This is a genomic window from Roseovarius sp. (assembly GCF_048262375.1).
GTDB lineage: Bacteria > Pseudomonadota > Alphaproteobacteria > Rhodobacterales > Rhodobacteraceae > Roseovarius.
In genome coordinates this window covers 228,961-251,651 of record NZ_JBLXFE010000001.1, presented here as the reverse complement: position 1 = coordinate 251,651, position 22,691 = coordinate 228,961, and the positions used below count along the sequence as shown (strand labels likewise).

The 22,691-nt window shown below is 61.7% G+C and carries 18 protein-coding genes; 6 read left to right on the top strand and 12 right to left on the bottom strand.

Going from position 1 to position 22,691, the window contains the following annotated elements:
* Positions 1-353: 353 nt before the first annotated feature.
* The 5 genes from ACN0SW_RS01225 to ACN0SW_RS01205 form a co-directional block, all read right to left on the bottom strand.
* Positions 354-689, bottom strand: a complete 336-nt coding sequence (locus ACN0SW_RS01225) for a hypothetical protein (RefSeq protein WP_417726062.1) — start codon at positions 687-689, stop codon at positions 354-356.
* Positions 690-829: 140 nt separating this feature from the next.
* Positions 830-1,312: a transcription antitermination factor NusB gene (nusB, locus tag ACN0SW_RS01220; RefSeq protein WP_417726061.1), complete on the bottom strand. Its 483-nt coding sequence runs from the start codon at positions 1,310-1,312 to the stop codon at positions 830-832.
* Complete coding sequence (locus ACN0SW_RS01215; RefSeq protein ID WP_417726060.1) at positions 1,309-1,854, bottom strand: 6,7-dimethyl-8-ribityllumazine synthase; 546 nt, start codon at positions 1,852-1,854, stop codon at positions 1,309-1,311. The genes nusB and ACN0SW_RS01215 overlap by 4 nt, the downstream gene beginning before the upstream one ends.
* A 4-nt stretch (positions 1,855-1,858) precedes the next feature.
* A complete protein-coding gene (gene ribB, locus ACN0SW_RS01210; RefSeq protein WP_417726059.1) occupies positions 1,859-3,010 on the bottom strand; it encodes a 3,4-dihydroxy-2-butanone-4-phosphate synthase in 1,152 nt (383 codons plus the stop codon).
* A 74-nt stretch (positions 3,011-3,084) separates the two neighbouring features.
* Entirely contained in the window at positions 3,085-3,966 is an 882-nt protein-coding gene (locus tag ACN0SW_RS01205; protein WP_417726058.1) for a LysR family transcriptional regulator, read from the bottom strand.
* A gap of 101 nt (positions 3,967-4,067) precedes the next feature.
* Here ACN0SW_RS01205 and glyA point away from each other — a divergent pair, with 101 nt between their 5' ends.
* On the top strand, positions 4,068-5,384 hold the full coding sequence (gene glyA / locus ACN0SW_RS01200; protein WP_417726057.1) for a serine hydroxymethyltransferase: 1,317 nt from the start codon (positions 4,068-4,070) through the stop codon (positions 5,382-5,384).
* 36 nt (positions 5,385-5,420) lie between these two features.
* Here glyA and ACN0SW_RS01195 read toward each other — a convergent pair whose 3' ends face one another.
* The 5 genes from ACN0SW_RS01195 to ACN0SW_RS01175 all read right to left on the bottom strand — a co-directional run bounded on the left by ACN0SW_RS01195 (position 5,421) and on the right by ACN0SW_RS01175 (position 10,931).
* On the bottom strand, positions 5,421-5,759 hold the full coding sequence (locus tag ACN0SW_RS01195; protein WP_417726056.1) for a cupin domain-containing protein: 339 nt from the start codon (positions 5,757-5,759) through the stop codon (positions 5,421-5,423).
* 62 nt (positions 5,760-5,821) lie between these two features.
* Positions 5,822-7,102 carry a DUF3422 family protein gene (locus ACN0SW_RS01190; RefSeq protein WP_417726055.1) on the bottom strand — a complete coding sequence of 427 codons (1,281 nt, stop codon included), beginning with the start codon at positions 7,100-7,102 and terminating at the stop codon, positions 5,822-5,824.
* Positions 7,103-7,328: 226 nt separating this feature from the next.
* Positions 7,329-8,762: an NAD(P)(+) transhydrogenase (Re/Si-specific) subunit beta gene (locus tag ACN0SW_RS01185; RefSeq protein WP_417726054.1), complete on the bottom strand. Its 1,434-nt coding sequence runs from the start codon at positions 8,760-8,762 to the stop codon at positions 7,329-7,331.
* A gap of 13 nt (positions 8,763-8,775) precedes the next feature.
* Positions 8,776-10,350, bottom strand: coding sequence for a Re/Si-specific NAD(P)(+) transhydrogenase subunit alpha (locus tag ACN0SW_RS01180; protein ID WP_417726053.1), 1,575 nt, complete (start codon positions 10,348-10,350; stop codon positions 8,776-8,778).
* Positions 10,351-10,478: 128 nt separating this feature from the next.
* Positions 10,479-10,931, bottom strand: coding sequence for a methyltransferase family protein (locus ACN0SW_RS01175; protein WP_417726052.1), 453 nt, complete (start codon positions 10,929-10,931; stop codon positions 10,479-10,481).
* 76 nt (positions 10,932-11,007) lie between these two features.
* On the opposite strand from ACN0SW_RS01175, the gene ACN0SW_RS01170 reads away from it, so the two are divergent.
* From ACN0SW_RS01170 to ACN0SW_RS01160, 3 genes are all read left to right on the top strand, one after another.
* On the top strand, positions 11,008-11,760 hold the full coding sequence (locus ACN0SW_RS01170) for an SDR family NAD(P)-dependent oxidoreductase (RefSeq protein WP_417726051.1): 753 nt from the start codon (positions 11,008-11,010) through the stop codon (positions 11,758-11,760).
* A gap of 195 nt (positions 11,761-11,955) precedes the next feature.
* Positions 11,956-14,247: a Hint domain-containing protein gene (locus ACN0SW_RS01165; RefSeq protein WP_417726050.1), complete on the top strand. Its 2,292-nt coding sequence runs from the start codon at positions 11,956-11,958 to the stop codon at positions 14,245-14,247.
* A 329-nt stretch (positions 14,248-14,576) separates the two neighbouring features.
* Entirely contained in the window at positions 14,577-16,613 is a 2,037-nt protein-coding gene (locus ACN0SW_RS01160; RefSeq protein WP_417726049.1) for a Hint domain-containing protein, read from the top strand.
* Positions 16,614-16,619: 6 nt separating this feature from the next.
* On the opposite strand, the gene ACN0SW_RS01155 is transcribed toward ACN0SW_RS01160, so the two are convergent.
* Positions 16,620-17,396, bottom strand: coding sequence for a gamma-glutamyl-gamma-aminobutyrate hydrolase family protein (locus tag ACN0SW_RS01155; RefSeq protein ID WP_417726048.1), 777 nt, complete (start codon positions 17,394-17,396; stop codon positions 16,620-16,622).
* Positions 17,397-17,968: 572 nt separating this feature from the next.
* Between ACN0SW_RS01155 and pepN the strand changes: the two genes are divergently transcribed.
* Positions 17,969-20,521, top strand: a complete 2,553-nt coding sequence (pepN, locus tag ACN0SW_RS01150) for an aminopeptidase N (protein ID WP_417726047.1) — start codon at positions 17,969-17,971, stop codon at positions 20,519-20,521.
* 79 nt (positions 20,522-20,600) lie between these two features.
* On the opposite strand, the gene ACN0SW_RS01145 is transcribed toward pepN, so the two are convergent.
* The gene (locus ACN0SW_RS01145; protein WP_417726046.1) at positions 20,601-21,185 is read right to left on the bottom strand and encodes a transglycosylase SLT domain-containing protein; all 585 of its coding nucleotides are present in this window, start codon (positions 21,183-21,185) and stop codon (positions 20,601-20,603) included.
* 218 nt (positions 21,186-21,403) lie between these two features.
* Here ACN0SW_RS01145 and ACN0SW_RS01140 point away from each other — a divergent pair, with 218 nt between their 5' ends.
* The gene (locus ACN0SW_RS01140) at positions 21,404-22,687 is read left to right on the top strand and encodes a hypothetical protein (RefSeq protein ID WP_417726045.1); all 1,284 of its coding nucleotides are present in this window, start codon (positions 21,404-21,406) and stop codon (positions 22,685-22,687) included.
* Positions 22,688-22,691 lie beyond the last annotated feature (4 nt).

The following is a 22,691-nucleotide window of genomic DNA, read 5'->3' as shown; positions in this document are numbered from 1 at the left end:
ATCACGATTATGAACAAACCACGAACGCGTGCAACCCCTTGTCGGAGAGCAGACAAAAGCTTAACTGTCAGACGTGACGGGTTCTGTTCTTCTCGATAACGGTTGCATTCCAGTGGCCTTAAGCAATTCCGAGGGAATTGGCTCTGTCTGGACCCTGGTCCAGTTATCCGATGCCCACCTGTACATACAGGTCCTCGGGAATCATACCACCGAACGGTTGCTACGGGCCCGTCACACCCAGATCCAGACCTTCGATTGTGTACAATGTGTCCCTTTGGTACGCAGGTTGCGTACACATGGAAAACGCCCCGGTGGGGCGCTTTACGGTATCATCGGCATTCAGAGAACCACGCCTAGCGTTTGCGCCAGATATCACGGCTGCGGCCGTCGTCCACGCGCACCGGAATCGCCATATACTCGCGTTGCATGATCTGCTGGCGATGCCCGCCGCGCGGTTCATCGTCGTCGTCATCCTTCATTCGCATCACCGCGATAGCGAATTGCACCCCGGCGAACACGATGCCATTCGCCACCCAGAGGATGATCACCGCTAGAATGCCCTTGTCGGAATGTGTCACCAGATGCCAGAGGTTTGCGATATTGAACCACAACAGCATGGCGACAAACGCCCCCGCGATGCCAAACCCTATGGCAACATGGGTGATGTAGAGGCGGACAAGCTTGGGCATTCATCGACTCCTTTGCTATGGACCAGAGTCTACGCCTTTGCCCCGGGATTACAAGGCATCGCCCCGCGACCCTTTCGCCTCATCTGGCCAAAAATACCTCGGGGGTTTGGGGGCTGGCCCCCAATTTGTGCAACCGGGGATCAGAACGCCTCGGGCCGTGCCTCACGCGCCATGTGATCAAGCACGGCATTGACGAATTTGGATTCCTTGCCTTCGGGATAGAACGCCTTGGCCACGTCAACATATTCCACGATCACCACCTTGGGCGGGGTGTCAGATTGCACCAGCTCGGCCCCCGCCGCGCGAAAGAGCGCGCGCAGCGTCGGATCGATCCGGGCAATCGGCCATTTCGCCACCAGTGCCCTGTCGGTCATCTGGTCAATCTTGGCCTGCCAGTTCACCGCATCATCAAGCAGCTTGCGGAACAGATCCACATCGCCCTCGGCCATGTCGACACCCTCTTCGACCTCTGCGCCAAAGCGGAAATCGAGAAATTCATTGCGTACCAGATCAGCGGTCTGGCCGGAATGTTCCATCTGAAACAGCGCCTGCACAGCATAAAGCCGGGCTGCGGATTTCATCTGGCGTTTGCGGTTGCCAGAGAGGGCGGGATCGGTGGTCATGCGACGGGTTTGCCTTTTGTCTGGCCCGCGATCTGAATTTCCCCGGTCGCGGGCTGGAAACCCACGCCTTTGCGCGGGCCGCCCCATTTACGGGCGAGCGCCACCAGATGCAAGGCCGCCGCCGCCGCTCCGGCCCCTTTGTTCATACGGGCGGGATCTGCGCGCACCTCGGCTTGGGCGCGGTTTTCAACCGTAAGAATGCCATTGCCAATGCAGAGCCCCTGCAACCCCAGCAGGGTAAGGCCGCGCGAACTGTCGTTGCAGACAGTGTCATAATGGGTTGTCTCCCCCCGAATCACGCAGCCCAGCGCGACATAGCCGTCAAAGTTGGACATGCGTTCAGCGATGCCGATAGCGGTCGGAAGCTCCAGCGCGCCGGGCACTTCTGCGATCTCATAGGTGCTGCCCGAGGCCTCGATTTCCGCCGTGGCCCCGGCAATCAGGTTGTCGGCGATGTCGCGATAGAACGGCGCCACCACGATCAGGATCTTGACGGGCTTGTCAAACGCGGCGCGCGGCAGGGAATATTCGTGCTCGGCCATGCTCTTACTCCTCGGTCAGGGGGCGGGTGCCGATGATCGAAATGCCATAGGCATCAAGGCCCAGATAGCGGGTTTTCGGGCTATCGGTCAGCAGGATAAGCTGGTGAATACCCATGGTCGACATGATCTGTGCGCCAAGGCCCGTGTGCTTGATGGTCCGGGGCGCATCCTCATCCTCCATCTCGCCGGCCAGTTTGGGCCGGGGTTGGCGAAAGAGGAACACAGCGCCACGGCCCTCGCGGGCGATGATTTCCATCGCGCGCGGCAGTTTGCCAGTCGGTCCATCGGCGCGCGTGCTCAGGCCGATTCCCAGCACATCCTCAAGCGCGTTGAGAGCGTGGGTGCGCGCCAGAACCGGACTGCCATCGGTGATATCGCCCTTGCTCAGCACCACATGTTCGGTTTGGGTGATCTGATCGGCAAAAATGCGCATCTCCCAGTCGCCACCATGGCTGGAGGTGACAGTTTCGCGCCGGATTTCGGAAATCAGATTGTCATGCTTATGCCGGTAGGCAATGAGGTCTGAAATCGTGCCGATTTTCAGGTCATGCTTGGCTGCAAACTCGATCAGGTCGGGCAGACGCGCCATAGAGCCGTCTTCCTTCATGATTTCGCAGATCACGCCCGAAGGGTTCAACCCCGCAAGGCGCGAGATATCAACCGCCGCCTCGGTATGGCCTGCGCGCACCAGCACGCCACCACGCCGCGCGCGTAGTGGAAACACATGCCCCGGCGTGGCAATCGCCGCCATCGTGTTCTGCTCATTGATCGCGGTGGCGATGGTCAGAGCGCGGTCCCCGGCGGAAATGCCGGTGCTCACCCCTTCGCGCGCCTCGATCGACACGGTAAAGGCTGTCTCGTGGCGCGAGGAATTATTGACCGCCATCATCGGCAGGCCCAGCCGGTCAATCCGCTCTGCGGTCATCGGCAGGCAAATCAGGCCGCGCCCGTGGGTGGCCATGAAATTCACCGCCTCAGGCGTGGCAAATTCTGCGGCAATCACCAGATCGCCCTCGTTCTCGCGGTCCTCATGATCCACGAGGATGAACATCCGGCCCTTGCGCGCCTCAGCGATGATTTCTTCGGTGGGCGCTATGGCGTGGCGCAGATCGGCCTCGACGGGGCCGGGTTTTTCAAACGGGATGGTGTCGGACATAAGCGCCCTCCGGGGTGTTGCAACCCGGCCCGGATACCGCAGCCGCGCGCCAATGGCCAGAGGGGATCGGTCCGTTACAGGCCTCCCAGCATCGCCATCACCCTCGCAAGGTCAGCGCGCGGCGGGTGATAGGCGGGATGTTCCAGCACCAGCGCCTTGCCCGTCGGAACCGGCAGATCAAAAGGCGCGATCAGGCTGCCATCATCCAGCGCCCCCTGCACAAGGCTCTGATGCCCCATCAGCACGCCAGCCCCGTGCCGCGCCTCTTCCAGTGCAATGGCATAGAGCGAATAGCGCGGCCCGGTGTTGGGCAGGCTGGTTTCCGACAGCGCCGCCTCTGCCCATTGCGCCCAATCCTCAGCCCAGAGCGCATCGTGCAACAGGGTTTCCCCCGCAAGATCACTGGGACTGTGCAGACGCGCGGCGACATCCGGCGCACAGACCGGCAAGATCACATCCTGCACCAGCACCCGTTCCCCCCGCGAACCGGTTGGCGACCGGATGAAAAGGCTGAGATCGAAAAGATCGCGCGCCAGATTGGGCGGGCTTTCAATGGCCGAGACGGAGATGCGCAGATCCGGTAGCCCCGCGCGCACCGCAGGCAGGCGCGGCGACAGCCAAAGCTGCGCCACACTGGGCAGCGCCGCGATATGCAGCGTGCCGTGCCGGGCGGCAGCGCGCAGCCCATGAACCGCCGCCCCCATCGCGTCAAACGCTGTGGCAAAGCCCGGCAGCGCCTCTGCCCCCAGCGCCGTCAACCGCACCCCCTGCGAGCGGCGTTCGAAAAGATCGCCCCCGATCCATGCCTCCAGCGCCCGGATATGCTGCGATATCGCGCCGGGGGTCACGCACAACTCTTCGGCGGCATTGGCAAAGCCACCCAGCCGGGCGGCCGCCTCAAAGGCGCGCAGCGCATTGAGCGGCGGTCCCTTGGGGCGTGGCGGAGATACAGACATTTTCTAGCCTTAGTTTTTCTATCCCGATTTTTATATAAACTGGTTTGCGCCCTCCAGCCAGCGCCGACATTCTGCGCAAAACTCAACATGAGGAGACCGCCATGACCCTTGCCCGCCGCCCTTGGGTGCCCGCAGAGTGCGAAAACCTGATCCAGACTCTTGCCGCCCGCACCGCCACAGAGTCCGCCGAGGCCATCGCCACGCGAATCGAGCTCCTTGCACAGGAGAACCGCCGCATTCACGAGGCCGAGTGTTTCAACCTCAACCCTGCCACCAACGTCATGAACCCGCGCGCCGAGGCGCTCTTGGCCTCTGGAATCGGGTCGCGCCCGTCGCTGGGCTATCCGGGCGACAAATATGAAATGGGGCTTGAGGCGATCGAGGAAATCGAGGTGATCGCGGCAGAACTGGCCGCCGAAATCTTTGGCGCGAAACATGCCGAAATCCGCGTGCCCTCGGGCGCGATTGCCAATCTCTACGCCTTCATGGCCACCTGCAAACCCGGCGATACAATCATCGCGCCCCCCGCCAGCATCGGCGGGCATGTGACCCATCACAGGGCAGGCTGTGCCGGGCTCTACGGGCTGCGCATCTTGGAGGCGCCGGTCAATGCCGATGGCTATACGGTCGATGTCGCAGGGCTGCGTGCGCTGGCCGAGGCCGAGCGCCCCCGGCTGATCACGCTGGGGGCCAGCCTCAACCTGCAGGAACACCCCGTGCGCGAGGTGCGCGCCATTGCCGATGACATCGACGCAAAGCTGCTGTTTGACGCGGCGCATCAATGCGGGATCATCGCCGGGGGCGCGTGGAAGAACCCCTTGGACGAGGGCGCGCATCTGATGACCATGAGCACCTACAAGAGCCTTGGCGGCCCTGCGGGTGGCCTGATCGTCACCAATGAGGCGGATTTGGCGGAACGGTTAGACGTCATCGCCTTTCCCGGTATGACCGCCAATTTCGACGCGGCCAAATCGGCGGCTCTGGCGGTGACGCTCTTGGATTGGCGGGTGCATGGGCGTGCCTATGCGGGCCAGATGATCGCGGTGGCGCAGGCGTTGGCCGAGGCGCTGGAGGCCGAGGGCCTGCCGGTCTTCAGCGCCGGAGGCATCGCCACGCAGTCGCACCAATTCGCCATCGCGGCGGCGGGGTTTGGTGGCGGTCAGGCGGCATCCAGGACGCTGCGCCGCGCGGGCTTTCTCGCCTGTGGCATCGGCCTGCCGATTGCCGCTGTGCCGGGCGATATGAACGGGCTTCGCATTGGCACGCCGGAACTGGTGCGATGGGGGATGACGCCAGCGGACGCCCCACGCATGGCCGGGCTGATCGCGCGGGCGCTGCGGGGCAATGACCCGGACGCGCTGCGCCCCGAAGTGTCAGATTGGCGGCAGAGCTTTGACCAGCTGCATTATGTGCAGTGACCCGGCTCATCACCGCAGGCGCGGGCTCGGGCGCGGTCAGGTGGTCCGGATCGGATACCTGTCCGGTTCGGCGAACACGTCGATCACCCGTGTGCCCGCCTTGATCATCGCGCCATGCACGACATCTGCGGGGATCGAATAGCTGTCACCCGGACCATAAACATTGGTCTTGCCCCCTATGGTAAATTCGATCTCGCCCGCCACCACCGTGCCCCATTGCGCCCCGTGACGATGCGGCGGCAATTCCATGTCCTTGAGAAAGGTAAAGAACACACAGAGCCCATGATCCGAACGGATCGCCCGTGTCTGAACCACGTCTTCGGGAAAGGGCACGTCGATTGGCGGAAAGCCCATGATGAAATCGGGAAAGCGCATTTGCATCTCCTCATTGCTTGGTGGGGTCCAGCATGAGTCGCAAAAATCAACAGCGCAAAGGATTAATGCAGTTTCTTGCGGATGCGCTGTACCATCCACCACACCAGCGCGATCACCGGAAGGGTCACGGCGGCGGTGATCATGCCCTTGCTTACACCCAGCGGATCAGCCAGCGGATAGAGCAGGTAGCCCGCCAGCGACACCGCGTAATAGCTGATCGCCACCACCGACAGGCCCTCGACGGTCTTTTGCAGCCTGAGTTGCAGGTCGGCGCGTTTGTCCATGCTCTCCAACAGCGCCTGATTCTGCGCGCTGCGTTCCACATCGACGCGGGTGCGCAGCAATTCGCCCGCCCGCATCGCCCGGTCGGCCATCGCCGCCAGCCGATCCTTGGTGGCGCGCACAGTGCGCATTGCCGGATCATACCGGCGCATCATGAATTCCGCGAATGTCTGACGCCCCTCAAAGCGGTCCTCGCGCAGCACCGCAATGCGTTGATGCACGATCTGTTCATAGGCCGCCGTCGCCCCAAAGCGGAACGAGGATTGCGCCACCAGCGCCTCAAGCTCGGCCGAGACCCGCAAGAGGCTTTGCAGGGTCTCTTCCGCCGGCTGGCTGCCGCCGGTCATGTCGTTGATGAGACGGCTCAACTGGCTATCGGTTTCGCCCATCTGGCGGCCCATCTCGCGGACGCGGGCAAAGCCCAGCATCGACATCGCCTTGTAGGTCTCGACCTCACACAGGCGTTGCACCACACGGCCAATCCGGCGCGCGCCGGTCGCCGGGGCGACATGCAGCGAGAACCGCAAATGCCCCGCCGGATCAATCCGGAAATCGCCCGCCATCACGGCGGCATCATCCAGCACCCGCGCCACCGCCACGCTTTCCGATACAAACCACTGGTCGATCTCGTCGCGCGTCGCCTCGCGGCTCTTCCACGGGATCACCCGTATCATCGCAGAGGTGACGCGCAGCCCCGGCGCCTCGGCCAGCCAGTCTTTGGGAAACACCTCGAAATCCGCCGGATCAAAAGGCCGCGCGCTGACCCCGTCGGTAAAGACGGTATAGGTCACCATCTCGGTATGGCTCTCCCATTTCAGGCTGTGCCGCCCGATCTGGCCGGAATAATGCGTGGCGCCGGGCTGCGGATGCTTGGCCCCGTAACGATCCAAAAGCGCGGTCAGATGCGCGAGATCCGCCGTCCGGTCGCGCTTGGCCGCGTCATGCGGTTGCTTGACGGCCAGAAAAACCGCAGTGCACGGCGCGTCGAGTGACGGAAAAGGCCGCGCATGCAGCTCATTGGCCATCTCATAGCGCAGTGGGTGATCCTGAATGGGGGGCATGCGCCGTTCTCCTGATCCTGAGCGCTCCATACCGCGCCGCGCCCCGGTGAAAAAGGGTTTTTTCCTGTATCACCAAGGATTTAGCGGAACACAAATGTATACCGCCCGCGCTTTAGGCTTCACTGTTCCCAAAATACTCAATTTCAGGCGTCCGCCAAAGGCGAAAGCGATGAAAAAAGGGCGCCGCCTTTCGGCCACGCCCTTTGCTGTCTCATATCCCCAAGGATCAGTCGATCTTGGGCAAAAGGCTCGACAGGCTCGCCTTGGCGTCGCCATAGAACATCCGCGTGTTGTCCTTGTAAAAGAGCGGGTTCTCGATGCCGGAATAGCCGGTGCCCTGCCCGCGCTTCGACACAAACACCTGCTTGGCCTTCCAGCATTCCAACACCGGCATCCCGGCGATGGGGCTGTTGGGATCGTCCTGCGCCGCCGGGTTCACGATGTCGTTCGAACCGATGACGATGGCCACATCCGTATTGGGGAAATCCTCGTTGATTTCGTCCATTTCCAGCACGATGTCATAGGGCACCTTGGCCTCGGCCAAGAGCACGTTCATATGCCCCGGCAAGCGGCCTGCAACCGGATGGATGGCAAAACGCACGGTCTTGCCCTTGGCCCGCAGTTTCGAGGTCAGTTCAGAGACTGCCCCCTGCGCCTGCGCCACCGCCATGCCATAGCCCGGAATGATGATGATGCTGTCCGCCTCGTTCAGCGCCGTGGCGACGCCATCGACGTCAATCGCGATCTGCTCGCCCTCAACCGCCATCTGCTCGCCTGCCGGGCCGCCAAAGCCGCCCAGAATGACCGAGATGAACGAGCGGTTCATCGCCTTGCACATGATGTAGCTCAGGATCGCACCGGACGAGCCGACCAGCGCGCCGACCACGATCAAGAGGTCATTGCCAAGGCTGAAGCCAATCGCCGCTGCCGCCCAGCCCGAGTAGCTGTTGAGCATCGAGACCACCACCGGCATATCCGCGCCGCCGATCCCCATGATCAGGTGATAGCCGATGAAGAACGCGAGAAGCGTCATCACCACCAGCGTCCAGATACCGGCATCATTGAAATACATGACGCCCAGAACCACCGACAGGAACGCCGCCCCGGCATTGAGCATATGCCCGCCCGGCAGCTTCTTGGCGGCTGTGTCAACCTTGCCCGCCAGTTTGCCAAAGGCGATGATCGAGCCGGTAAAGGTCACGGCCCCGATAAAGACGCCCAAGAACACCTCGACCCGCAGGATCGCCACCTCGACGCTGGTTTTCTTGGCCAGCACGGCGGCAAAGCCCTCTAGCCCCTTGCGGGCTGTGTCGTCCATCGCCAGCACGCGGCCCAGTTCGATATCGGCGTTAAAGCCGACGAACACCGCCGCGAGGCCCACAAGGCTGTGCATCGCCGCCACAAGCTGCGGCATTTCGGTCATCTGCACCCGTGTGGCGACAACATAGCCAATCGCGCCACCCGCAGCGATCAGCACCAGCGACAACAGCCAGAGCCCGGCACCGGGGCCAATGAGCGTGGCGACAACCGCCAGCGCCATGCCCGCCATGCCATACCACACCGCGCGCTTGGCGCTTTCTTGTCCCGAGAGACCACCCAGAGAGAGGATGAAGAGGATGGCCGCCACCACATAGGCAGCCGTCGTGAAACCGTAATCCATGATCCTCTACTCCTTATGACTTCTGGAACATGGCGAGCATGCGCCGGGTGACGAGGAAGCCACCGAAAATGTTGATCCCGGCCATAAAGACCGACAGCGCCGCCAGCAGGATCACGAGGAAAGACCCCGACCCGATCTGCATGAGAGCGCCCAGAATGATGATCGACGAGATCGCGTTGGTCACTGCCATCAGCGGCGTGTGCAGCGAATGCGACACGTTCCAGATCACTTGGAAGCCGACAAAGACCGCCAGCACAAAGACGATGAAATGCTGCATAAAGCTTGCGGGGGCCACCAGACCCACACCCAAGAGCAGCATCGCACCGACCGCAAGAAGCGTGACCTGTTGCTTGGTCTGCGCCTTGAACGCCGCCATTTCCGCCGCGCGTTTTTCTTCTGCGGTCAGTTCCTTGACTTTTTCCTTGGGCTTTTGCGCCGCAATCGCCGCAACCTTGGGCGGCGGTGGCGGGAAGGTGACAGCGCCCGCATGCGCCACCGTGGCCCCCCGGATCACGTCATCTTCCATGTTGTGATTGACCTTGCCGTCCTTGTCGGGGGTGAGGTCAGTCATCATATGGCGAATGTTGGTGGCGTAGAGTGTCGAGGATTGCGCCGCCATCCGGCTTGGGAAATCGGTATAGCCGATGATGGTCACGCCATTGTCGGTGACGATCTTTTGGTCCATCACCGTCATTTTGCAGTTGCCGCCCTTTTCGGCGGCAAGGTCCACGATCACCGAGCCGGGCTTCATCGCCTTGACCATATCCTCGGTCCAAAGCTCGGGGGCTTCGCGGTTGGGGATCAGCGCCGTGGTGATGACGATATCCATCTCCGGGGCCAGTTCACGGAACTTGGCCAGCTGCGCCTCACGGAACTCGGGGCTGGAAACCGAGGCATAACCGCCGCTGGCGGCGCCGTCCTGCTGCTCTTCCTTGAAATCGAGATAGACGAATTGCGCGCCCATCGATTCGACCTGCTCGGCCACTTCGGGCCGCACGTCGAACGCATAGGTGATCGCCCCAAGGCTGGTTGACGTGCCGATGGCGGCCAGACCCGCCACACCCGCGCCCACAATCAGCACCTTGGCCGGGGGCACCTTGCCCGCCGCTGTGATCTGGCCGGTAAAGAAGCGGCCAAAATTATTACCTGCCTCGATCACCGCGCGGTAGCCCGCGATATTGGCCATGGACGACAGCGCGTCCATCTTTTGCGCGCGGCTGATGCGCGGCACCATGTCCATGGCGATGACCGACGCACCCTTGTCGGCGAGAAGCTTCATCTGCGCCTCATTCTGCGCAGGCCAGAAGAAGGAGATCAGAAGCTGACCTTCGCTCAGGCGCTTGGCCTCTGTATCATTCGGGGGGCGCACCTTGGCGACGACATCAACCGCCTTGTAAAGGGCGGCTGCGGTCTTGATCACCTCGACGCCTGCCGCCTCATAGACCGCGTCCGAGAATCCGGCGGCGGCACCTGCGCCGCTCTCGATGGCGCAGTCATAACCCAACTTTTGCAGTTGCAGGGCCGACTCAGGCGTCATGGCGACCCGATTCTCGCCCTCAAAAACTTCCTTTGGCGTTCCGATCTTCAATGCTGTCTCCCCCTCTGGCAGATGACGTGTTCTAATGGCCCCGCATCTGCGGCATGCCGGTTTCCTTGTCCCGAAGGTCGTTATTTCACACTATTTCGTGAGTGACGAGATCAAGATTGTCGCGGGTTCTACACCCAACGTCTGGTTTTTTCGCAGTATCGCGCAAAATCCATGCGAAATTTGCGGCGCATACGGTCCTCTTCCGGGATAATGAAGCGTTTTTCAATCACCCAAACGAAAATTGGAATCAGCGGCAGCGCCAGAACTGCGTCCCAGCGCAGAATCAGTCCCGCGAGAATCAGTGTGTCCCCAAGATAGATCGGATTGCGCGAACGGCGGAAAATACCGGACTGAATCACCCGCTCGGGCGTTTCATGCGGGACGATGGTGGTCTTGTGGCGACGAAACTCCATCGCGGCCATGGCGATGAGCACAATACCACCCCCCACCAAGAGCCCTCCGGCCAGATCTGCCCCGACCTCGCCAAAGCCAAGCCCCATGGCATAGTGGCTGGACTGCCCCCATGCGAGAGCAAGAAACCCCGCAAGCCACACGGGCGGCATGTCGATCCATTTGAGCATGTGCCTGTTCCGGCCCCTCTGCGGTTGTCTCTTGATCAGGAACAGCTAGAGTAACGTCAGAAATCTCGGAGGCAAGATGGCAGTTGAAGGCAAACACGCATTGGTGACCGGCGGCGGCAGCGGCATTGGTCTTGCGATTGCTCGCGCGCTGGCTGCGGCGGGCGCACAGGTGACGATCACCGGACGCCGCGCGGCGCTGCTGGAAGAGGTGGCGGGGGACGGCCTGCATCCGCTGGCCATGGATGTGATGATCGAGTCGCAGGTTGTCACCGGCGTCGCGCATGCCGTGGCCGCGCGCGGTCCGGTGCAGATCTGCATCCCCAATGCCGGGATTGCCGAGGGTCGCGCCCTGCACAAGACCGACGCCGCGTTCTGGCGGCTGGTGATGGCCACCAATCTCGACGGGGCCTTTTACACGGTGCGCGAATGCCTTGGCGACATGCGCAAGGCCGATTGGGGCCGGGTGATCGCGATTTCGTCGATTGCCGGGATCAAGGGGCTCAAGGGCGCTGCGGCCTATAGCGCCAGCAAACACGGGATGATCGGTCTTATCCGGGCGCTGAGCGAGGATTATCTGGGAACAAACCTGACATTCAACGCGATTTGCCCCGGCTATGTGGACACCGAAATCGTCAGCCGCAACGTGACTACGATAGCCGAGCGCGCAGGGGTCTCTGAAACGCAGGCCCGCGCGATGATGGTCGAGGCCAACCGCCACAAGCGGCTGATCTCGCCTGACGAGGTGGCGCAAGCGGTGCTCTGGCTCTGCGGTCCGGGATCGCAAAGTGTCAACGGTCAGGCCATTGAAATTGCAGGCGGGCAATTCTGACTTAGTGGCTTTTCTTGCCCCTGTCGGGGCGCGTTCTGGCCTCTGCCCTTCTTCTTAGAGCGCATAGTCGGGGGCGTTCCGGGGGGCCTGAACCGTCCGGTTTTAGACACAATCGTCTAAATTTCTCCTGAATCCGCGCCCATTGCAGCCGCAGACGCTGTGTATCCAGTTTGGAAACAACAGGGTACCAGTACTATGCCAACGACTTTTAATTGGATCTTTTTAGGCACCGAAACGGATTTTCTTGATCCGACCGAAGGCAACAGCGATGCCGAGAACGCGGCACTGTTCCTGAACCGCACCTATGGCAGCGCGATTGCCCCGCTCTATCAGAGCATCAGCAACGTCACCACGAACGACAATGGCGGCGCGGCGGGTGCGCTTGATATGAACAATTCCGTCAGCAATGACACGTTTACCACGGATATTGGGGCAGGCACGCAGACCTTCATTTTTGACGGGCTGACCGTTTTCAACGCCACGATCACCTATGCCAATGGCACGACAGCACAGGTGACAGCAGTTCTGGCGCAATCCACAACCGGTGAATTGTTTCTGGCCCCCGAGATCGGCTTTAACTCTGATGTAACCGCTTATGAGGCCGGGCCAATCGTCTCAATCACGCTCGACAGCGTCAATGCCAGCACCAACACCAATCTTGCAGACGACCGGCTGGCGCAGGCTTGGGATGACGGGCTGATCGAGGGCACCGGCGGCAATGATCTGATAAATGGCGGCTATATCGAGCCCATCGCCTCGGGTTCGGACCGGGTGGACAATGGTGACGGGCTGAGCGGGCCGGGCCTCAACGATGATGTGATCGACGCGGGCGCGGGCAATGACACGGTGCTGGCCGGGCTTGGCAACGATTCTGTCCTTGGCGGCACCGGCGCCGATAGTTTGGGCGGCGAGACCGGCAATGACACGCTGTTGGGTCAGGACGGGGCCGATACGCTGATCGGTGGGGCGGGCGATGACAGCCTTGTGGGCGGCACTGGCAATGACGTGCTCTACGGCGATGGCGGCACCGCCGAAAGCTGGAGCTACGAGGTCTACACCCGCAATTTCACCTCGGCCGATGGGCAGGCCTTCACCACCGAGAGCGGCACATTGGCCGGGTCAGGCACCGCGGGCACCTTTGATGTCACCGGGCATGGCCAACAGGCGACGGGCCAGAACAACCCGAGCGATTTCGGGGTCATCTATACCTCGAACCTGATTGCCACGGATGACGGCGTTTACCGGTTCGCGACCACGTCTGACGATGGCTCGACCATCCGCATTTTCGACAGCAACGGCAACCCGCTCACCTTCACCAACCAGAATGGGACAACCGGATCCTTTCTCGACAACGATTTTCATCAGTCTGCAACCACCCGCTGGGGCGAGGTGACGCTTGAGGCAGGCCAAAGCTACTCCATCGAAGTGCGCTATTGGGAAAACGTTGGTGGCAATTCGCTCTCGGGTACGGTCACGCTGCCCGGCGGCGCGGTGCAGGATCTGGCCACCAGCCCGCTCATCGTGGGCAGCGACGCCATTGTGGGCAATGATTACCTCGATGGCGGCGCGGGGGCTGACCTGCTGTTTGGTGAGGGCGGCAATGACACGCTGATCGCAGGCGAGAATGACACGCTCTATGGTGGCGATGGTGATGATCTCTTTGTCATCGAGACCCCCGCCGAGACCGGAACAGGCACGATCACCATCGTCGGCGGCGAAGGCGGAGAGACGGGTGGCGACACGCTCTTTCTCTCGCCCGAAGCGAGCAAGGCAGACATCACCTTTAGCAACCCCGATGATGCGGCAGGCGGGTTGTCGGGCACATTCACACTCAGCGATGGGACGCTGGTCAGCTTCTCGGAGATCGAGAACATCATCTGTTTCACCCCCGGCATCCATATTCTGACGCCACAGGGCGAGCGCCGTGTCGAGAGCCTGCGCGCAGGGGATCTGGTGATCACCCGTGATCACGGACCACAGCCCATCCGCTGGATTGGCCGTCGCACGGTGCCGGGGCTGGAGCGGTTCGCGCCGGTGCGTGTGGCCGCCCATGTGCTTGACGGCGCGCGCACGTCGCTCTTGGTCTCGCCTCAGCATCGGTTTCTTTTCACCGGCTACAAGGCAGAGTTGCTGTTTGGGTGCGACGAAGTTCTGATTGCCGCCATGCATCTGGTGGATGGGCACGCCGTCACGCAGGTCGAGCAAGAGGCGGTGACCTATATCCATGTCATGTTCGACCGGCACGAGGTGATCTATGCCGAAGGCGCCGCGACCGAAAGCTTTCACGCAGGCAATATTGGCATGTCGGCAATTTCAGCCCAAGCCCGGGAAGAACTGTTCGCAGTATTTCCCGAGTTGCGCAGCAATCCCAACACCTATGGCGAGACCGCCCGCCCCTGTCTCAAGCGGCACGAGGCGCGGCTTTTACACCCCTGCGCTGACGGCCCTAAATTCCGCCGCACACAGGCCGTTACAGTATCTGAATGAGGAAAGGGAAAGACCAAACGGCAGGATTAACGGGACCCTAAAGAATACTGTGTACGGTCGGCGAGGTCGTCTCTTGGATCATTGGCCCGCCGTCGAAGAAGTGAGTTTTCATGATAAAAATCCAACACTTGATCTTTTGCGATGTGCGCAACTCTGCAATGCGCGCTGCCTTGGGGGTCATGCACCACGCGTTCAATTTTGATCAGGCCCCAACACCCTACGGGTGATGGCTCACTGCGATATGGCTGCGGTCATGCCGCCCCGGTTTATCCCCCTGCGCAGCGCGTCACAGCCGCGCCCCGACCCGAAAGACAACGAGTTCTCTGAGAATGGCCACGACCTTTGATCTCTTCCGGCTTGGAATTGCCCCTCAGATCGACACGATCGAGGGCAATCTCACATCAGAGAATCACGCGGCGCTGAACGGTCTGGTGTTTGGCAGCGCGCTGGACCCGGTGTCGAGCAATCTCACGTCGCTGTCTCCGTCAACGGCTTTGTTCACGACCTATGCCGGTGGCCCCTTATCGGATGCCTATGATACCAACAATTTTCTGATCAACGAACAGTTCATCATCGCTGGCGTGACGCTGACGCATGATGCAACGATGAAGTTCAACAGTTCGGTGATCACCTACACAGATGGCACCACCGCTACCGTCAATGCGATCGTGATGCAGGACACCAGCGGCAATCTCTATCTGCTCCCTCCGCCGACAGGACCAGACGCCTATTCAGCCGCTCTTGAGGCAAAACCGATCCTGTCGGTCACCTTGGGCATTGCCGCACCCGCGAACGGCACAGATGTCTATAGCATGATCGCGGATCGTTATGTCCTGAATGTGCAGGATTATGTGGTCGAGGGAACAGCAGGCAGCGATCTGATCGACATCACCTATCTGGGCGATCCTGAAGGTGACAGGATTGACGACACAGACAATCTGGCCGGAACCAATGATGACCTCGTCCTTGCAGGGGCCGGCAATGACACGGTGCGCGCCGGGGCCGGGAACGATACGATTTTCGGCGAGGACGGCAACGATGTGCTGGATGGCGGCGCGGGCAACGATCGCCTCTCTGGCGGAGCGGGCAATGACACCCTGATCGGCGGGGCGGGGGCGGATACGCTGCACGGCGATACCGGTCTTGATATTGTGGATTACTCTGCATCCTCCGAGGCCGTTAACGTCGATTTATCAACCGAAAGCTACAGTGGCGGCGATGCGACAGGCGACACTGGCAATGGCGTGGATGGCGTAATAGGAACGGCCTTTAATGACACGCTGACCGGCTATGACGGCATCTATGACGGCGGCACGACGACCAATTACCTCGACGGCGGCGCGGGTGACGATTTCATCGACGGGCGCGACGGGGCCGATACTCTGATCGGTGGCAGCGGCAATGATACGATTCTCGGCGGTGGCGGTAATGACAGCGTCCTGGGGGGCGCTGGCAATGACAGTCTCATTGGCGGCAGCGGCGCCGATACGCTGTTTGGCGGCAGCGGCGATGACACCCTGATTGTCACTCAGGGGGACAGCGCCAAGGGTGAAGACGGCGATGATTTCTTTGTCCTGACAAAAAACCCCGGCGAAACCGAGACCAACACCATCTCGATCATCGGCGGCGAGGGCGGCGAGACCAAGGGCGACACGCTCTGGCTGGGTGAATTCGCCCAAAAATCGGACATCACCTTTTCCAACGAGAACGATGCGGAGGGTGGCCTCTCGGGCAGTTTTGCCATGACCGACGGAACGGTCGTGACTTTCTCTGAGATCGAGAACATCATCTGCTTTACCCCCGGCGCGCGCATTCTGACACAATGGGGCGAACGCCCCGTCGAGAGTCTGCGACCGGGTAGCATGGTGGTGACCCGCGATCACGGGCTGCAGCCTGTGCGTTGGGTCGGCACACGCACGGTGTGCGGGCGTGGTGATTTTGCACCGATATCGGTCGCCTCTAGCGTCATGGGCGGGCACACGGCGCTGTTGGTTTCACCGCAACACCGGCTGCTCTTTACCGGCTATCAGGCTGAGCTACTCTTTGGCGAGCGCGAAGTTTTGATTGCGGCCAAGCATATGGTCAACGGGCATGATGTGATCGCCAGCCCCCGCGACGAGGTGACCTATATCCACATTATGTTCGACCGGCATGAGATCATTTACGCCGATGGCATCGGCACAGAGAGCTTTTATGCCGGAGATATGGCCCTGGGCGCAGTAGAGGCTGCGGCGCGCGAGGAACTGTTCACAATCTTCCCGGAACTGCGCAGCGCGCCGGGCCAGCACCGTACCACCGCCCGCACCTGTCTGCGGCAGCACGAGGCAAAGCTTTTGTGCGTCATGGACGACAAAGAGGTGGCCTGATCCCGCTCAGGCCGTTTTAAGGAGCGGGGTCGCCTGCCCTGCGGCCCACGCCCGCACCGCATCGCCAAAGGCGGAAAAGAGTGGTCGGCTCACGGGATCATGCGCGGCATTGTATTCGGGGTGCCATTGCACTGACAGCGTGAAACCGGGTGCCCCGTCGATATAAAGCGCCTCGGGTGTGCCGTCACACGCCCAGCCGTCGATCACCACGTCACGACCGGGGGTCAGGATGCCCTGGCCGTGCAGCGTGTTGGTCATCACCTCGTCGGCCCCCATCAGACGATGGAACACATTGCCAGAGCTAAACCGCACCTTGTGGCGCAGTGCGAACTGTTCCTCCATCGTACCATCGGGCGGCATGCGGTGGTTGTCCCGCCCCGGCAGATCGCGGATTTCAGGATGCAGCGTGCCGCCCATGGCGACATTCATCTCTTGAAAGCCCCGGCAGATCCCAAAAATGGGTTGCCCCCGCTCGATACAGGCGCGCGCCAATGGCAGCGTGATCGCATCACGGGCCCGATCAAAGGCGCCATGCGCCTCGGTCGCGGCCTCGCCATATTCCTCGGGGTGGACATTAGGCCGCCCGCCGGTAAGCAGGAAGCCGTCACACACCTCCATCAGTTCCGCGACAGAAACATAGCGCGGATCGGCCGGGATGATCAGCGGCATACAGCCCGCGACATCGGCAATCGCAGATGAATTGATCGTGCCGCCCGCATGGGTCGGGTATCGGTTGTCGATCTGATACTGGTTGGCGATGACGCCAACGACGGGGCGTTTCATTTTTGTCTTTCCGGGCTGCGCCGTGTTTCCGCTCATTTGCCTAAAATATAGCGGGGAATGGAATAACAAAACATCCATTAACGCACATATTTCCGTGCACCGATGCGGATTTGCCCAAAATTCTTGCACGGTTTGTTCATCTTTCGCGGGCAATTGTGGCACCGTGGGCGGGGGCCCCGTTACCGGTCACACGCATCCCGACCGGCCGGGCCATCCTCGTCCACACCAGCCGCCTTGCGATGGCGTCGACAGCGCGCGCTGCAATGGCGCACCTCGTCCCCTATACGCGCCCGAGCAACGCCCCGGACCAGCCCCACGGGCGGTGCAAATATTCAACCGGCACCGCCGCCAACTCGGGGAGCCACCGGCGGATAAATCCCCGCTCGGGTCTTGATCCAGCCGCGCGGCAGGGGTCAGCGCCGGATAATCCTGCGCCCGCAAATAGCGCTTGAACCAGAGAATGACGGGCCGTTCCGGGCCGCTGCAAATCGAGGCGGACGGCCCACAGGAAAGCCCCATTGCAGCCCCGCGCGCCAACCCCTAGGGTCGCGCCAAAGCCATAGGAGAGCGCCATGAAAGATGCAGCCCCGCAGCCGATTTACCTCAAGGATTATACCGCCCCCGCATATCTTGTGGATGCGGTGCATCTGACGTTTCGCCTTGCCCCGCATGCCACGCGCGTCCTCAGCCGCATTGCATTTCGCCCCAATCCGGATGCCATATCGCGGGAATTTTTCCTGCATGGCGAGGCGCTGCGCCTGATTTCCGCGCGCATCGACGGGGCCGAAATCACCCCGGACGTGACAGCAGAGGGCCTGCGCGCCAACGTCCCCGACGCGCCCTTCACCTTTGAGGCCGAAGTCGAGATTGATCCGGGCCATAACACAGCACTTGAGGGGCTCTATATGTCGAACGGCATGTATTGCACCCAATGCGAGGCCGAGGGCTTTCGCAAGATCACCTATTACCCCGACCGTCCCGATGTGATGAGCGTTTTCTCCGTGCGGATCGAGGGGTCAGAGCCGGTCATGCTGTCCAATGGCAACCCGGTGGCACAGGGCGAGGGCTGGGCCGAATGGCACGATCCATGGCCGAAACCGGCCTATCTCTTTGCCCTCGTCGCCGGCGATCTGGTGGCGCATGCCGATCAGTTCACCACCCGTTCAGGGCGCAATGTTGACCTCAACATCTGGGTGCGACCGGGGGACGAGGACAAATGCGCCTTTGGCATGGAGGCGCTGAAGGCGTCGATGACATGGGACGAAGAGGTGTATGGCCGCGAATATGACCTCGATCTCTTCAACATCGTTGCCGTGGACGATTTCAACATGGGCGCGATGGAGAACAAGGGCTTGAACATTTTCAACTCTTCTTGCGTCTTATCCACCGCAGAGACCGCCACAGATGCCAATTTCGAACGTATTGAGGCAATCATCGCGCATGAGTATTTCCACAACTGGACCGGCAACCGGATCACCTGTCGCGACTGGTTTCAGCTTTGCCTCAAAGAAGGTCTGACGGTCTATCGCGACAGTCAGTTCACCTCGGATCTGCGCTCGGCCCCGGTCAAACGGATCTCGGATGTGATCGCGCTGCGCGCCCGGCAATTCCGAGAGGATAACGGCCCGCTGGCCCATCCGGTGCGACCCGAGAGCTTTATTGAAATCAACAACTTCTACACCGCAACAGTCTATGAAAAGGGCGCAGAGTTGATCGGCATGCTCAGGCGTCTGGTGGGCGATGCAGCCTATCGCGAGGCGCTCGATCTCTACTTCTCCCGCCACGATGGGCAGGCCTGCACCATCGAGGATTGGCTACAGGTGTTCGAGAATGTCACAGGCCGCGACCTGAGCCAGTTCAAGCTTTGGTATTCCGAGGCAGGCACGCCCCGGCTGCGTGTCGAGGAAGAGTTCAACAATGGCAGCTACACACTTCATTTTGAACAGAAAACTCCGCCGACACCGGGACAGGATGTAAAACAACCGCGTGTCATCCCGATTGCCGTGGGCCTGCTCGGCCCCAATGGCGACGAGGTGCAGGAAACCCGTATTCTGGAGATGACCGAAGCGCAGCAAAGCTTCACCTTCGATGGATTAGCATCGCGCCCCATCCCCTCGATTCTGAGAGATTTTTCCGCCCCGGTGATCCTCGAGCACGAGAGCAGCAATGCCGAGCGCGCCTTTCTTCTGGCGCATGACACCGATCCCTTCAACAAATGGGAAGCGGGGCGTGCCCTCGCCCGTGCCGGCCTCATCGCGATGATCGTTGAGGGGGCAGCGCCTGACGCCGCCTATCTCGATGCGATTGCCCGTGTCGCCCGCGACGAAACGCTCGATCCTGCCTTTCGCGCGCTGGCGCTTGGCCTGCCCTCTGAGGATGATCTGGCGCAGGCGCTGTTTGACGCCGGGCACACGCCCGATCCGCAGGCGATCTGGCAAGCGCTGGAAACCCTGCGTGATGCCCGTGCGCAGGCGCTCGAAGGCATCCCCGCCGATCTCTACAGCCGCCATCAGGTCACGGCCCCCTACCGCCCCGACCCCGATCAGGTGGGCGCACGGGCGCTGGCCAATGCGGCACTGGCAATGCTCACCCGCCGCGATGGCGGGGCGCGGGCGCAGGCACAGTATGACGCCGCCGACAACATGACGCAGCAATTGGCGGCGTGGTCCTGTCTCTTGCAGGCGGGTGCAGGCGACCGCGCCACAGAGGCGTTTTATGCACAGTGGAAACATGACCGGCTGGTGATCGACAAATGGTTCAGCCTGCAAATCGTGCAGGCCGCACCCGAACGCGCGGCAGAGGTGGCCAAGGCCTTGATACAGCATGCCGATTTCACCCTGCGCAATCCCAACCGCTTTCGCGCCACTTTGGGTGCGCTCACCATGTCACCCGCAGGGTTTCACCATGTTTCGGGGCGCGGCTATCGCCTGCTTGCGGATATGCTCATTCAGCTTGATCCGCTCAATCCGCAGACCACGGCGCGGATGTGTTCGGCGTTCGAGACATGGCGGCGCTATGATCCGGTACGTCAGGGGATGATCGCAGCAGAGCTGGGCCGTATCCTCGCCACGCCGGGACTGAGCCGGGACACAACCGAAATGGTGGGGCGGATACGGGCGGCCTGAAAGGGGGGACGCAGGGGGCTGTTGCTGACATGCGCAACCAGCACCAAAGCGCGCGATCAAGCCCACAGGGCGCCGCGCCTCACTCCACCACCCGCGCCACCCGCGCAGGCCGCGCGCGCGGGCGCACCGACGACAACGGCTTGCAATAGCTTTGGGCCCGCGTCCAGCGCTGCATATCCTCACGTTTCGAGGCGCTGTGCAGCGGTCCCCAATCGGCGGCCACCCCGCGCATGCCCTCGGACACAACCCCGTCGCGCGTCACCGTATGCGCCATGATGCGGATCGCGCAGGACAGGTTGTCGGGCCCGTGCCGCAATGCCTCGCCGCTACCTGCCCGGCACTTATAGCCACGCGCCGTGGAGGGCAGAATCTGCAACAGCCCGTGCCAACGTCCGCCGCCGCCAATTGCCTTGGGATCATAGGTGCTCTCATGCTTGGCCAGCGCTGACAGAAACCCCACCCAAAAGGCACGGCGGCGGGACGCGTTCCCGGATGTATAGGCCGGGCACCACGCCGCGATATCGCGCGGTACATTTTGAATGAGCGGCGCACCATGCGCCTTGAGCGCCGATAATGCGCTGCGGGTCAAAAGCGGCGCATCGCTGCGATGCTCCCACCGCGTGCGCGGAATATTGCCGTCGCGCACCGGCGGAATTTGCGCCATAACACCAACTTTCCCTTCCTGAGCAAACCCCGGAAGTGAGAAAAACACAATGAAAACAATGGATATAATTCCCTTCATCCGACAATTCTGGCGCAATGCGGATCACATGGCAACGCCCTGAGAGACCCGCACAAATTCCCTGCCTTCACCCAAGCATTGCCCTCTTTTGGTCGAAATCCGGCGGCACATTCCTCCAGACCAAGAGCGCGGGAGACATCATGCCGTTTGAACCGATTTCCAAGCCGGAGCCGATTGATCCCACCCCACGCAAGCGTCGGGCACAGGCGGCAGGACGATGGCCCGATCTTTTGGGCCTGTTGCGGCGCAGGCCGGAAACCGATCTCGACATCCTGACCAAGCGTATCCTGCTGCCCTCGCTGCCGGTCACAGACGAGGAAATGGCCCGCGCCATGCATCAGGACCGTGGTCAGAAACTGGCCCGGCAAGAGATGTGGCCGGAACTGGCGCAACTGATTGAATATACCGATGCGGGGCGGCTGCGCACGCCCGGCGGCGAGAATGCAACAACGCTCCTGGCTGTGGGCGCCCGCGCCGATGTGGTCGCCGCCGCCGAGGATGCGTTGCACGACGGCACAGAGCCGGACCCCTCCGGCATTGACGCGCTGGAAGAGGTGCAGGCAGAGTTCCCCGAGAGCTATCCTTGCGCGCTTATCGCAGCATTGGCCCATATCGACATTGGCTGGGCATGGCGCGCCACCGCCACCGACCGCACCCGTCCGGCGCATGAGCTGCGCTTTCTCGAACATTTCAAACGGGCCGAAGACATGCTCGCCCCGTTTGACGGTGTCGATCTCGATGCCCCCTCACTGGCCAGCGCGCAATGTGCGCTGTTGGCCTCGCGACGCCAGCCGGGGATGCGCGTGGCCGATGATTATGAGCGGTTGATCGACCTGGACCCCGACAGCCCACGCCACATGCGCGCCCTCGGCGAGGCGCTCTTGCCCGCGCGCTATGGCAGCTACGAAGTGCTTGATCTTGAGGCGCGGCGCACCGTCTCGCGCACCGCCGAGATATGGGGCACAGGGGCCTATACATGGGTCTATCTCGATGCGCTGGCGACGGATTCTAATGCGTTGGCGCAGCTCGACGGCGATTTCTTTGTGGACGGGCTGCGCGATATCGTCGCCCGCCGCCGCGATCAACATGTGATCAACCAGCTTTCGGCCTTTTGCGGCATTGTGATGGCGCCCAAGACCGGCAAACAGCGCCTCTCAGGCCCGGTCGAGGCCACGCGCCGCCAGATTCATGACTGTCTGGATTGGCTGCTCGAGAACCATTTGCAGGAATTGCATCCGCTCATCTGGTCGCAAACCCTGCTTAGCCCCGGCCTGACACCCGCGCTGCCGTCTCGGCGGGCGCTGGTCGCCAAGGGGCGTCAAACCGCCTTGCGCGTCATCGCGCAACGCTTTGCCGAAGATATCGAGGACGGCAGCTCGATCGCCTTCTCAAGCTCGGGCATGTACCGTCTGCCCGCGCTCTGACCGT

What these genes read in the sequence shown, in the direction of transcription:
- ACN0SW_RS01225 (WP_417726062.1), bottom strand. Translation starts at nt 689, where the DNA reads ATGCCCAAGCTTGTCCGCCTCTACATCACCCATGTTGCCATAGGGTTT.
- nusB (WP_417726061.1), bottom strand. Translation starts at nt 1,312, where the DNA reads ATGACCACCGATCCCGCCCTCTCTGGCAACCGCAAACGCCAGATGAAA.
- ACN0SW_RS01215 (WP_417726060.1), bottom strand. Translation starts at nt 1,854, where the DNA reads ATGGCCGAGCACGAATATTCCCTGCCGCGCGCCGCGTTTGACAAGCCC.
- ribB (WP_417726059.1), bottom strand. Translation starts at nt 3,010, where the DNA reads ATGTCCGACACCATCCCGTTTGAAAAACCCGGCCCCGTCGAGGCCGAT.
- ACN0SW_RS01205 (WP_417726058.1), bottom strand. Translation starts at nt 3,966, where the DNA reads ATGTCTGTATCTCCGCCACGCCCCAAGGGACCGCCGCTCAATGCGCTG.
- glyA (WP_417726057.1), top strand. Translation starts at nt 4,068, where the DNA reads ATGACCCTTGCCCGCCGCCCTTGGGTGCCCGCAGAGTGCGAAAACCTG.
- ACN0SW_RS01195 (WP_417726056.1), bottom strand. Translation starts at nt 5,759, where the DNA reads ATGCGCTTTCCCGATTTCATCATGGGCTTTCCGCCAATCGACGTGCCC.
- ACN0SW_RS01190 (WP_417726055.1), bottom strand. Translation starts at nt 7,102, where the DNA reads ATGCCCCCCATTCAGGATCACCCACTGCGCTATGAGATGGCCAATGAG.
- ACN0SW_RS01185 (WP_417726054.1), bottom strand. Translation starts at nt 8,762, where the DNA reads ATGGATTACGGTTTCACGACGGCTGCCTATGTGGTGGCGGCCATCCTC.
- ACN0SW_RS01175 (WP_417726052.1), bottom strand. Translation starts at nt 10,931, where the DNA reads ATGCTCAAATGGATCGACATGCCGCCCGTGTGGCTTGCGGGGTTTCTT.
- ACN0SW_RS01170 (WP_417726051.1), top strand. Translation starts at nt 11,008, where the DNA reads ATGGCAGTTGAAGGCAAACACGCATTGGTGACCGGCGGCGGCAGCGGC.
- ACN0SW_RS01165 (WP_417726050.1), top strand. Translation starts at nt 11,956, where the DNA reads ATGCCAACGACTTTTAATTGGATCTTTTTAGGCACCGAAACGGATTTT.
- ACN0SW_RS01160 (WP_417726049.1), top strand. Translation starts at nt 14,577, where the DNA reads ATGGCCACGACCTTTGATCTCTTCCGGCTTGGAATTGCCCCTCAGATC.
- ACN0SW_RS01155 (WP_417726048.1), bottom strand. Translation starts at nt 17,396, where the DNA reads ATGAAACGCCCCGTCGTTGGCGTCATCGCCAACCAGTATCAGATCGAC.
- pepN (WP_417726047.1), top strand. Translation starts at nt 17,969, where the DNA reads ATGAAAGATGCAGCCCCGCAGCCGATTTACCTCAAGGATTATACCGCC.
- ACN0SW_RS01145 (WP_417726046.1), bottom strand. Translation starts at nt 21,185, where the DNA reads ATGGCGCAAATTCCGCCGGTGCGCGACGGCAATATTCCGCGCACGCGG.
- ACN0SW_RS01140 (WP_417726045.1), top strand. Translation starts at nt 21,404, where the DNA reads ATGCCGTTTGAACCGATTTCCAAGCCGGAGCCGATTGATCCCACCCCA.